A 12878-nucleotide genomic window follows, 5' to 3' on the forward strand; every position below is an offset into this window, starting at 1 on the left:
ATAAGTATTGAATAAGGATTAGAAAGTCAGTCTTTCCAGGGTCATTTGTTTTTTCAGATTACCTAATGCGCCAAAAACCAGATTATAAACCGACTGAATGTTGATCTTCATCAAATCAGCGATTTCGTGGTTATTAAGATTCATATAAAATTTCAAAAATATAGCTTCACGCTGACGCCTCGGAAGACCATTGATGGCTACGTTTAAATGCTGGTTGGTAGCATCAAACTCCTCATCAGAAATCAATTGATGCTCGTGAGAAGGCGTGTGAATGTGCCAGTACTCAACAGGAATGTCTTCATTGCTCGTATGCTTTTGCTGAGCATTCAAATGGCGCACCAGTTTTCTCTTTATTGATGCCATAAGATAAAACCGGACTGAGGTGGTGTCTCCCAAAGTGGTCCGGTTTTTCCATAATTCTACAAATAAATCGTGAATACAATCTTTAATCAGCGGCTTGTCAATCGTGAACTGCGAACAATACTGGTAAAGGATGTGAACGTAAGAGCGATAGAGACATGCATAAGCGTTTTCGTCGCCTTTTCTAAACTGATCCCAGAAGGTGAGTTCTTCTTCTTGTTTGTAGCGTAGGTGAGCCATTTTGTTAAGGTTAGGAATTATTAAGGTTAGGAATATATTATATAAGGGTCATTTTCACACTTGTAAATATATTTATAAAAAAACACATTATAAAAATATTTAGAGATTAAATTACATCTGATAACTTAATTTTACAATTTGGAAACATTTAAGTAACCTATAAAATTGATAGAGGTACAAACTCAAATTTTTCCCCATCAAATAATCCTTTATCACTTAATTTCAGCGCCGGAATAACGAGTAAAGCCATGAACGATAAAGTCATATACGGCGATTGTAATGTTGACTTCAACGAACTTTTCACAAACTGATCCATCTCCGTGTAGGCATTTGCCACCTTGTATCCGTCATCATCACTCATTAATCCTGCAATGGGTAATTCAAGTAGTAATTTTTGTCCGTCGCCCACAGCCGATATTCCGCCTTTTGATTCTATCAGCATATTTACAGCCTCACAAATACTGTCATCATCGCAGCCTACTGCAATAATGTTATGCGAATCGTGCGCTACGGTTGAAGCGATCGCTCCTTTTTTTATTCCAAAATTCCGTATAAATGCAATGGCTGGTTCCGTGTCTTTATAACGGTTTATTACTGAAATTTTTAAAATATCGCGTTCCGGATCCGAGACAATGAATCCATCCTGAACCGAAATTTCTTCTGTCAGTCCATTTGTGATGAGTTGCCCTTCCAGTGCTTCTATGATCTTTATTTGTGACGCGTTTTCTTCTGCTATACACTGAAAGTCAGATGCTTTTTTTATTGTACAGTTAAATTGGTTAATGTGGCTACTCCGCAGATCCGGAAGCAGTGAAATATTATTTTCCGCCACCTTTTCTCCGTCCAGCCAGGTTTGCAGAATGTTGAAATCAGTGAGATTATCGACGACTATAAAATCTGCCGGATCGTATTCTTTTAATAAACCTACAGGCAACTTATAATGCAGAACGGGATTCAGGCAGGCTGCGTGAAGCACATTCCAGATATCGTTTCCGTTTTCCAAAGCGCGTTTGACCAATAAATTGATATGACCCTCAACAAGAAAATCCGGATGTTTGTCGTCGGAACAAAACATGATCTGTTCAGGAAATTCGGCCAGCAGCGGTATTAATGCATCAAAGTTTCTGGCTGCACTTCCTTCCCGAATCAGGATTTTAACACCATAAGCTATTTTTTCTTTTGCTTCTTCATAAGTGAAACATTCATGATCTGTTGTCATTCCCGCTGCTGCATAATTTTTGGCAGCCTCACCGCGAAGTCCCGGCGCGTGTCCGTCGGCGGGTTTATTAAAATGTTTAGCCCAGTTGATTTTTGCAATCATGTCCGGGTCAGCGTTCAGTACGCCGGGGAAATTCATTACCTCAGCCAGGTAGCCAATTTCTTCTTTTGCAAGCAGATCCCGCACATCATCCGGTGTAATTGTAGCACCTGCGGTTTCAAAAATGGTTGCAGGAACACAGGATGGAGCACCAAAACAAAACTTAAACGGAACACGTTTGCCATCTTCAATCATATATTCCACGCCTTGAACGCCCATTACATTCGCAATTTCGTGCGGGTCGGAAACGGTTGCCACAGTGCCATGAACTACGGCAAGTCTGGCGAACTGCACCGGCGTAAGCATGGAGCTTTCAACATGAACATGTGCATCTACAAAACCGGGCAATATGTATGGCAAAGCCGGATTTTCCTTTCCGGTAACCGAAATCTTTTTTATACGCTTTTCTTCAATCAGAATGTCAGCCTGCTGAATGGTTTTGTTAAAAAGGTTGACAAGATTTGCGTTGATGATCATGTGGTTGTTTTTTACTTAAATGAAACCGTCAATTTAAGGATTTGCTGGTTACGGAAAACTTCGATCTCTGATTTTCCTGTCCAGTTGATTTCCTGAAATACATTGGTTAAATCAGCCACATTGGCAACCGTCTTGTTGTTCATGGAGCGTATCACATCTCCATTTTTTAAATCTGATTTTGAAAGAATACTTCCGTAGGCAATGTATTCAATGATAACACCTTTTTCATCCGGAAGGCCAAATGCCGAGCGGTCACCGAGTCCGTTCACATTCCGGAGTTTTCCTCCAAGCCAGGTTATTTCTTTTGCAGTTTCTGCTCCTGATAAAGTATTGATCGCTGGTAAGATTACAGATGCAGCCTTCGCTTTTAAATCCGGACTAACTACGCCAAACTCGTCCATCGGAAAATTTACAAATCCCAGTTTTAAAGCCGGACTTCCTGGCAATACCTGATAATTGCCTTTTTGGGTATTTTTAAACAAAGGATCGCCTGCTGCGCTATGGCTGTCGGTGCTGTTTTTTCTGGCCTCATTAAGCGCTTTCTGATCCGGGAAAAGATTGTAGTCAACCTCTTTGCCCCAGTCGGAAACCTGTATGGGATAGTAGGATTTCAGGACAATGTTTTTTCTGAATATATCACCGCTGTTTTTGAACCAAACGTGCGGATGAAATGAATTATTAATGATGACGTTATTTTCAACTGTCCGTTGAAACCCTTCCCTGAGTTTTAGCCCGCCGTTCAGACAGACGTTATTATAAATATGATAATTACTGCTTCCGTCATCGAGATCGATGTCCCAGCCATGGTCGCAGCGAAACCGGTTGTTGCGAATAACCACCGTTTTTTGTGCATCTAAAAGTATGGTCTCCGGGTGATCGGCGGCGAGTTTATTCATCACATCGCGCTGTGGATGCCAGTATCGGTCTCGTCCCCAGGAATTGAAAGAACCATGGTCGCCGGTTTCCAGAACAGTATTAAATACATCGTTGTACTCAATCAAATGTCCGCCCCAGGTTCCCTCGCTGACGTTAATTCCCGAACGGGGAACATTATAAATCGTATTATGACTAACGGTGATATCCATCGCCATCGAAATTTCTACACCCGCAACCTGTTTTTCTACCTGACCCAGGCCATGCATGAGGTTATCATAAACTTTACACTCTGCAGGATAATTGCTGGTTTTGGGTCCGGGCTGTTTGTCCATTTCTTCATATGAAACCGCCTGATTGTATTCAAAGCTGGGTGAGCGAGCGGCAGACGGATCGCCTACGAAACAAACTCCGCTGGCGCCAGCATTTTCGATATGACATCCTGAAACTTCGCTGTTGCGATTGTAATTGTTAAAGAAAACAGCATTTCCACCAACTGCATTGAAATAACAACTTTTGACAAAGCAATTTTCTGTGCCGTCAAAAATTACAGTTCCGCCTCTGTAGATGGCCCAGTCGCTGCGAAGTAAGGGTTCCCTGGTTTCCATGAAAGTTCGCATCAAATGAGCAAACTCAAAACCCCGGAGCCCAATATTTTTTACCGGAGTTTTTGCACTTCCTCTAAATTCAAAAAGGTGTCGTAGCTGTGGGGAATGAAACCGGCTTTTACTTAAATCCTGACCGTCAGAGGGATATAGGTACAGCATTTTCTCCTGTTTATTAAAATACCATTCTCCGGCCGTATCTAGTTCTTCAAAAACATTTTCTACAAACCGATATTTGTCATGCATTCCCATCTGGCGGTTGTTCTGATAACCGCCTTCCAGTTTCAGTTTGCCGTCGGTTTCTTTACCGGTTACTTTGTAATGATAGCCACCCCATTCATGTTTATGAAGGGCGTGGACAAAGGCGCCCTGAGGGTTTTTCCAGGACTTGATACGCGCAGGATCCAGTACATCCGCTGAATAACCACCAAAATGACTGCTTGCCGGATTGTAATTTGGGTAGCGGGCCATACGCAGTTGCTGTCCGTTTATATACAGCTGATCGAAGATGACCTCATTGCTGACGGAAGCTTTTCTGATATTTCCCTTATGGATAAGCCACTTTAATTTCAGTTCTTTTGCTCCGCTGATTACAACCTTTTCATCTTTATAGGATTGATAAATAACTTCTTCAGCTGGTTTACGAGAATCCTCTTGACCAAATATGACCGGTTTGCTTAAATAATAAACACCAGCCCTGACATGTACTGTAACCGGCTCATGAATATTTCTAACCTTATCTCTTGCACCCTCGAAGGTTGCCAGTGGTTTGCTGATTGTACCCGGATTTCGGTCACTGCCGGTTTTTGAAATGTACAGGTCAGTAGCAAAACAATGGTTCGTTAACCCAATAACGGACAATTGAAAAAATATTAAAATGAACTTTTGCCAGCTAAGAAAGGTCATATGTGACGATCTTATTTTGTCTTTGTGGAATCAAAATGGAGTCAAAATCAAATATCAGTATGACAATAAAAATTTGTCGTATTACTTATATCAACAAGATAGAAGAACTTTAAATGTTTTGCGGGGATCAAATTTATCGGAAACATAAGCATTCGGATAGAAAATGAAAAGGGTTAGGAAAAGCGTAATAATTTCTCAGTAAAGTACCATTGATAAAAGTTAGGAAACTTTATAAATACGAGCATTTTTTACAACTATTTTGGCGTTTTTTTCTTCCTGGCTAAAACGAATCTGTAAATTTGAAAAGGTGAGTGACTGAAAATCAGGAGCGATATTCTTTTTGGTAGCGGAGCGGACTTTTCCCTGTAAGCGTTTTAAAATATTTATTGAAGTTGGCAAAGTTATTAAACCCGCTTTCAAAACAGATCTGCGCAACACTGAGTTTACCATCCAGAAGTAATTTGCAGGCATGTCCGATCCTGAGTTCAAGTAAAAACTGAGAATAGGTTTTCCTGCTCCTGCTTTTAAAGTACCTGCAAAAAGAATGCGGGCTCATGCTTGCCACTTCTGCTATTTCTTCAATGGTGATTTTTTGCTGAAAATTGGCAAGGCTGTATTGATATATATGATTTATGCGATCTGTATCGTGCTGATCAAATTCCTGCGCATAATCAGTGTTGGAAAGGAGTGTAATATCCGGATTTTGTGATATGGTTTGCAAAATGCGCAGCAGCGCAATCATTGGATTGCTCTCTTTTTGATCCAGCAAATTTTGAAGAATTTCTTTTACATTTTTATTTTCCTGTCCAATCAGTTTCATGCCTTTTCTTGCCTTGTCCAACAACTCCAGAATCGCTTTATTTTCCGGAAGGCTTAGAAAAGTGTCGCCAAAAATACTTTCTGAAAAATGGAGTACTGTTGCCTGGGCGTATAAATTGGAATCGCCCTGGAAGTACTTTTCATCACAACGCCAGTAATGCGGCAGGTTCGGCCCGATCAGGATCAGGTCGCCGCTCTGAAAGTTTTGGATGTTATCGCCGACAAATTGTGTTCCTGATCCCTGTTCTATATGTACCAGTTCCAGTTCAGGGTGATAATGCCACTGGTTATAAAAGTATAAGACCACGTCCCGCCTGATACTGAACGATTGCTGCAACCCTTTTGGAACCTTTAATAATTGTGGTTTCACAGCTATAATAGCAAGTTATACAGGATATGTTAATTTAATATGCCAATATAGTTGAAAAATATGCTAGTATTGCAAAATAAAGAGTTTAAATAATTCTATTCATTTGTACATGATTTCGGTATCAGAAAAACGGATCGTGTTTCTGTAAAATAACTCTTTTGCTTTTAAGCTGAATTTAACCTGTTCAAAAGGGTAGAAACGATGTTTCAATCTTATTTTTGTTTCGGGAAGTAATTTTGCATCAAGAGTTGTTTTAAGTACGCAACCGGAAATTTTACAGGAATCTATTTTTATATCACTATGGCGTCGAACCTCTTAAAAATCCATCCATCAGATAACGTTATTGTCGCATTAAGAGACTTGCCGACAGGAACAGATGCCGAATGGGCTGGTGAACATTATAACCTTGCTTACGGTGTTTCCGCCAAGCATAAGTTTGTTACCGAAGATATTGAAACGGGTGGAGCTGTCATCATGTATGGCGTACTCGTTGGCCGTGCTACGCAGCCTATTAAAAAAGGAGAGCCGATCACGACTTTTAATTTAAAACATGATGCACACGATTACAGTACGGCAAAAAGACAGCCTTATTCTTACACACAGCCGGATGTAAGCAAGTGGCAAAACCGGACTTTTAAAGGTTATCACCGTCAGGACGGCCGTGTTGGTACCTATAATTACTGGCTTGTGGTTCCGTTGGTTTTCTGTGAAAACAGAAATGTCCTGATTATGAAGGATGCTTTTGAACGTGAGCTGGGTTACGCGCAAACGGATATTTACCGCGATCACGTGCGTGAATTCCTGCATCTGTACCAGGCAGGAGATATGCGCACGCTAAAAAGCCTTGAAACTTTTGCCGAACAGCCTGTCGTTAAAAAAATAAATAACCGTCCGTTTCAAAATGTTGACGGAGTTAAATTTCTTACACATGAAGGTGGCTGTGGAGGTACCCGTTTTGATGCCAACACACTTTGCTCTCTTTTTGCATCTTACGCTGTGCATCCGAATGTTGCGGGAATTACGGTTCTAAGTTTGGGATGTCAGAATTCTGAACTGAAAACACTGGAGGACGAAATCAAAAAGCGTGATCCGCATTTTGATAAACCGTTTTTCGCATTCGAACATCAGAAAGGGACAGAATATTCATTGATGTCGGGGGCGATTAAGGAAACATTTATGGGGCTAACCAAAATCAATCAGTTCGAAAGAGCAGATGCTCCTTTATCAAAACTTTCGGTCGGACTTAAATGCGGCGGTTCGGATGGATTTTCAGGAATTTCTGCAAATCCTGTTTTGGGGCATCTTTCTGATATTGTAGTTGGCTTAGGCGGGCAAACGCTTCTTGCAGAATTTCCTGAATTAAACGGAGTAGAGCAGGAACTAATCAACCGTTGTGTTACTGTGGAAAAAGCGGCGAAGTTTGAAAAACTGATGCGTGATTATGCAGGAAAAGCAGAAGCCGTAGGTTCAGCATTTGCGTTTAATCCTTCTCCGGGAAATATCAAAGACGGACTGATTACCGATGCTATCAAATCGGCAGGTGCTGCCAAGAAAGGCGGAAATGCTTATATCGCCGATGTTCTGAATTATACTGAACGTGCAACAGAACCTGGTTTGCAGCTCGTATGTACACCTGGTAATGATGTAGAAGCAACTACGGGTCAGAGTGCCGCTGGTGCAAACATTATACTGTTTACGACCGGGCTGGGCACACCAACTGGTAATCCGATCTGCCCTGTTGCAAAAGTGGCTACCAATACATCTTTGGCGAACCGTATGCCGGATGTTATCGACTTTGACTGTGGTCCTGTTGTTGACGGAACACAATCGATTGAACAGAATGCAGAGAACCTGCTGGAATATGTGATAAAAGTCGCCAGCGGTGAGCTGACAAAAGCGCAGGAGCTTGGTCAGGATGATTTTATTCCATGGAAAAGAGGAGTATCGCTCTAGGGTTTTGGGCAGGGGGGAGAAAGGGATGAGGGGAATATGGGGGAAGGAAGCCGGCGGTGATATGTTTTAATTTGAATATAAATTCCGGATTTAATTGGGAAAGTGATAAAAGGGATTAGTAAAAGCTGAAAGGGCCATAACGGGTCAAACTTGAATAGCCACGGATGTAATATGGAAAGGAAGTTGAAATCAACATTTGAGGACGAGACCCGAAAGGGTCAAACATGAATAGCCCCGGATAAAATCCGGGATGAATAAAACCCCACAAGTCCGAAGGACTTGAACATACCAGATGATGGGCATTTGAGTAAAGATTAAATTTAAAAACCTTTTCTATCCGGAGCAGTAAAACAAATTTTGTTAAAACGGATTTAAATAAATATAAAGTAGATGTTTTATTTAACTGGCAAAGTAGCCCTGGTAACCGGCGGAGCAAGCGGAATCGGATTAGCGATTTCCAAAACATTTGCAAAACAGGGAGCCAATGTTCAGATTCTTGAATTGAATTATGAGCTGGCAAAACAGGTTGCAGACGATATTAAAAACGAAGGAGGACTGGCCGAAGCGCATGCAATAGATATCTCAAAACAATCCGAAGTGATCAGTTTGATTGATTCTATTAGTGCGAAATACAAGATCGATATTCTGGTAAATAATGCCGGGATTGCCCACGTAGGCAAGGCAGATACTACCCAGGAAGCAGATTTTGACCGATTGCTGAACGTGAATGTAAAAGGTGTTTACAACTGTCTTTTTGCCACGATTCCGCATTTGAAAAAATCAGGCGGCGGAGTAATCCTAAATATGGTTTCCATTGCAGCAACTGTTGGTATTCCTGATCGTTTTGCTTATTCCACAACCAAGGGAGCGGTTTATTCGATGACTTTGTCCGTTGCCAAAGATTACCTGGCTGACAATATCCGCTGCAACAGTATCTCTCCGGCTCGTGTTCATACCCCATTTGTAGACGGTTTTATATCAAAAAATTATCCTGGACAGGAAGCTGAAATGTTTGAAAAATTATCAAAAACACAGCCGATCGGCCGTATGGCGAAACCGGAAGAAATCGGTGCTATGGCCTTATATCTTTGCTCGGATGAGGCAGGATTTGTAACCGGCTGCGATTATTTGATTGATGGCGGGTTTGAGAAATTAAATAATTAGTGGCGTTAAGCGATTAGTAGATAGCTATTAGCTTAACGTTGTTGGTCCGTAACATCTGCTTGTTAAATATTGTGTTGAAGAAGCTTTTTGCAAATTGCAAAATCCTTAAAATTGAAAACTTAACCTAATGCAAGGGCTAATAGCTAGCAGCTAAAAGCCAATTGCTAAACAAAAAAATATGAAACTATTCCGATTTGGTGCTTTTGAACAGGAAAAACCAGGTGTTGAACTTCCCGATGGAACACAGATCGATGTGTCTGCTTTTGGAGAAGACTATAATGAGAAATTTTTTGGAACAGACGGAGTAAGCCGGCTGGCCACCTGGCTTACTGAGCATGCTGATACATCACCAAAAGTTGAAACTGGATTTCGTTTTGGATCATGTATTGCCCGTCCCTCGAAAATAATATGTATCGGGATGAACTATGCGAAACATGCATACGAGTCGGGTGCAACAGAATTGCCAAAAGAGCCTATCATATTCTTTAAGGCAACATCTGCATTATGCGGGCCGAATGACCAGGTTATTATCCCAAGAAATTCGGTAAAAACAGACTGGGAAGTGGAACTTGCTGTAATTATTGGTAAAAAAGCCAGTTACGTTGAAGTTGAACAGGCTCTGGATCATGTTGCAGGGTACGCGGTTCACAACGATTATTCAGAACGTGAGTTTCAGCTGGAACGCGGCGGACAATGGGTAAAAGGTAAAAGCAATGATACGTTCGCCCCGCTTGGACCTTACTTCGTACCTGCTTCCGATGTACCAAATGCCAACAATCTTGATCTATGGCTGAAACTGAATGGTACTAAAATTCAGGATAGCAATACATCGGATATGATTTTCCATGTTCCTTTTATAGTAAGTTATTTGAGCCAGTTCATGACTTTACTTCCGGGGGATATGATCACAACCGGTACACCGGCAGGAGTTGGACTTGGTATGAAACCACAAGTCTATCTTAAACCGGGTGATATAGTAGAACTCGGTATCGAAGGACTTGGTGAGCAAAAACAGGAAGCCGTTGCCTGGACGGCGGTTTAACCCGGAAATTATAAGGTGACAGCAGCGGTTTTTTTTAAGCTAATTCTAAAAGCCAACAGCTAAAAGCTAATATATGGTAATCGATTCGCATCAGCATTTCTGGATTTTTGATCCGGTGAAAGACAGTTGGATAACGCCTGAGATGGAGGTTATTCGTCGTGACTTTCTTCCGGCTGACCTGAAACCAATTTTGGAAACAAATGAAATCTATGGTTGTGTGGCGGTACAGGCTGATCAAACGGATGCTGAAACGGAATTTCTACTCCATTTAGCAGCTGCGGATGATTTTATAAAAGGTGTGGTCGGCTGGATTGATCTCAGGTCTGACAATATTTATGACAGGCTTGAAGCTTATTCCCAGTTTGAACAGTTAAAAGGATTCCGTCATATTGCACAGGGACAGCCGGAAGGTTTTTTGCTGCGGCCGGAGTTTGTAAAGGGTGTGGGACAGCTGGCTGCTTTTGATTTTACGTATGATATTCTGATTTATGCCAATCAGCTGTCAGAAGCATTTGAATTTGCAAAACAGCTGCCGAAAGTTCGGTTTGTATTGGATCACATGGCAAAACCTTTTATCAAAAAAGGCGAAACAGATCCCTGGATAAAGGATATCAAAAAGCTGGCAGAATTGCCAAATGTAAGCTGCAAAGTTTCAGGGCTCGTTACCGAAGCCGATTGGTCTTCCTGGCAAAAATCAGATTTTCGTCCTTATCTGGATGTGGTTTTTGACGCTTTTGGAACAAAACGTTTACTTTTCGGATCCGACTGGCCGGTTTGCCTGGTTGCAGGAGAATACGCAGAGATAAAATCGATTATTACGGATTACATTTCGTCACTCCAGAAAAATGAACAGGCAGATGTGATGGGTAACAATGCAGTTAAATTTTATAATCTGGATTAACCTGCTCTCGAATATTACAATTATAAATCCTAAACTTCAAAGTAAAATATGGCTGCAATACCCTCACAGGAAAAGGTTACCCTGAAAAATACGGGTAGTGAAAAAGGAGGTTACATGATTCCACTGATTCTTGTAACCAGTTTATTTTTTCTGTGGGGATTGGCCAATTCTCTTAACGGTTCGCTGATCAAGCAGTTTCAGATCGCACTCGATCTCAATCGTTTTCAGGCCGGAGTTATTGACTTTGCTTTTTACATGGGATATTTTTTTATGGCTTTGCCTGCAGGTTATTTCATGAAAAAATACGGATATAAAAGAGGGATTATTCTTGGGCTTCTGTTATATGCCGGTGGTGCTTTTTTGTTTTATCCGGCTGCTTCGATGCGGGAATATGGTTTCTTTCTTTTCGCTCTTTTTACCATTGCAAGCGGTTTGGCGTTTCTTGAAACGGCCGCAAATCTTTATGTTACGGTTTTAGGTGATCCGGAAAAATCGGAGTGGCGTATCAACTTCGCACAATCCTTCAATGGGATAAGCTTGGTTTTGGGGCCGATCATTGGTGCACTTTTTATCTTTTCACCCATTGAATATTCGCGTGAAGCACTGGCAGTCTTGCCTGCCGCTGAGGCCGAACAAATACGAATTCAGGAAGCCCTGTCTGTCCAGCCGCCTTATCTCGCAATCGGAACGCTGGTTCTTTTTGTGACGCTTTTATTTGCTTTTACAAAAATGCCGGATGTGGGTGAAGCGGAGAGCGAGGCTGCACGGAAAATATCGATATTTTCTCTCTTTCGCCACAAGCACCTTACTCACGGAATTATTGCCCAATTTTTAAATGTAGGTGCACAAACAGTGCTTTGGGGTTACTTTGTTGATTTTAAACTTGATTTTGCCAGAGAAGCGCACTGGGTTTTGGCTGAAGGGTACATGGATATCATCAATTCTATTACCGGTGTAAAAACGGTTTTAACACCAACTCAGATCGCTGGTTACCATGCATCGTTTGCGCTGGTATTATTTCTTTTAGGCCGTTTTGTTGGTACTACTTTGATGAGCCGTTTTTCAGCAAACAGGGTACTTTTATGGTTCTCGACTGGTGCAACGGTGTTTGTAGCGCTGGCCATGATAACCGGCGGACTGACTGCGGTAATCTGTCTGAGCCTTACTTATTTCTGTCAGTCGATTATGTTTCCAACGATTTTTGCACTGGCAACCAAGGGTTTGGGTGTTGAATCAAAACTTGCATCATCCCTGCTGATCATGTCGATTGTTGGCGGAGCTGTGATGCCGATGCTTGCCGGAGCGCTTTTTAAATTTGGTCCGGCCTATGCGCTGATTGTGCCGATGCTATGTTTTGGTTACGTTGTGTTTTTTGCAGCAAAAGGTTCTCAAATTAAAGCATTTGTAAAAGGATGAAGAAATATTGTCTGGCGGTAGATCTTGTCAATAATCCTGAAATGATCGCCGAATACGAAGCTTATCATAAAAAGATAAGACCAGAAATTGAAAAAAGTATCAGGGACGCCGGTGTTACGGTCATGGAAATTTACCGGCTGGAAAATCACCTCTTTATGATCATGGAAACAGAGGATGATTTCAGTTTTGAGCGAAAAGCAAAAATGGATGCTGAAAACGAGAAGGTACAGGAATGGGAGGGGTTGATGTGGAAATATCAGCAGGGTCTTCCTTCGGCAAAAGAAGGCGAGAAATGGATGATTATGAAAAAGATATTTGATATGGAAAACGGAGCGGAATAGCTCTGAATGTTATAAACTCAACGATGAAAACTTCTCTGAAACGGACGCTGAAATGTCTAAAAATTAAAACAGAGTTGTACCCTTAGAAAATCA

General features: G+C 41.5%; 10 protein-coding genes. 6 read left to right on the top strand and 4 right to left on the bottom strand.

The annotated features are described in order from the left end of the window. Positions 1-18 precede the first annotated feature (18 nt). The 4 genes from E0F88_RS25795 to E0F88_RS25810 form a co-directional block, all read right to left on the bottom strand. Positions 19-600: an RNA polymerase sigma factor gene (locus E0F88_RS25795; RefSeq protein ID WP_131961176.1), complete on the bottom strand. Its 582-nt coding sequence runs from the start codon at positions 598-600 to the stop codon at positions 19-21. 157 nt (positions 601-757) lie between these two features. Further along, entirely contained in the window at positions 758-2395 is a 1638-nt protein-coding gene (gene ade, locus E0F88_RS25800; RefSeq protein ID WP_181956111.1) for an adenine deaminase, read from the bottom strand. 11 nt (positions 2396-2406) lie between these two features. Further along, complete coding sequence (locus tag E0F88_RS25805) at positions 2407-4779, bottom strand: PDZ domain-containing protein (protein WP_131961177.1); 2373 nt, start codon at positions 4777-4779, stop codon at positions 2407-2409. A 322-nt stretch (positions 4780-5101) separates the two neighbouring features. Then, on the bottom strand, positions 5102-5968 hold the full coding sequence (locus E0F88_RS25810; RefSeq protein ID WP_131961178.1) for an AraC family transcriptional regulator: 867 nt from the start codon (positions 5966-5968) through the stop codon (positions 5102-5104). A gap of 300 nt (positions 5969-6268) precedes the next feature. Between E0F88_RS25810 and E0F88_RS25815 the strand changes: the two genes are divergently transcribed. From E0F88_RS25815 to E0F88_RS25840, 6 genes are all read left to right on the top strand, one after another. Further along, on the top strand, positions 6269-7921 hold the full coding sequence (locus tag E0F88_RS25815) for a UxaA family hydrolase (RefSeq protein ID WP_131961179.1): 1653 nt from the start codon (positions 6269-6271) through the stop codon (positions 7919-7921). 390 nt (positions 7922-8311) lie between these two features. Beyond that, positions 8312-9085 (top strand): SDR family NAD(P)-dependent oxidoreductase, encoded by a 774-nt coding sequence (locus E0F88_RS25820; protein WP_131961180.1) that lies wholly within the window; start codon positions 8312-8314, stop codon positions 9083-9085. 178 nt (positions 9086-9263) lie between these two features. Next, entirely contained in the window at positions 9264-10127 is an 864-nt protein-coding gene (locus E0F88_RS25825) for a fumarylacetoacetate hydrolase family protein (protein WP_131961181.1), read from the top strand. 73 nt (positions 10128-10200) lie between these two features. Beyond that, positions 10201-11028 (top strand): amidohydrolase family protein, encoded by an 828-nt coding sequence (locus E0F88_RS25830; protein WP_131961182.1) that lies wholly within the window; start codon positions 10201-10203, stop codon positions 11026-11028. A gap of 48 nt (positions 11029-11076) precedes the next feature. Then, positions 11077-12444 (top strand): L-fucose:H+ symporter permease, encoded by a 1368-nt coding sequence (gene fucP, locus E0F88_RS25835; protein WP_131961183.1) that lies wholly within the window; start codon positions 11077-11079, stop codon positions 12442-12444. Next, positions 12441-12785: an L-rhamnose mutarotase gene (locus tag E0F88_RS25840; RefSeq protein ID WP_131961184.1), complete on the top strand. Its 345-nt coding sequence runs from the start codon at positions 12441-12443 to the stop codon at positions 12783-12785. Before fucP ends, E0F88_RS25840 begins: the two co-directional genes overlap by 4 nt. Positions 12786-12878 lie beyond the last annotated feature (93 nt).

The organism is Dyadobacter psychrotolerans (genome assembly GCF_004349265.1).
GTDB lineage: Bacteria > Bacteroidota > Bacteroidia > Cytophagales > Spirosomataceae > Dyadobacter > Dyadobacter psychrotolerans.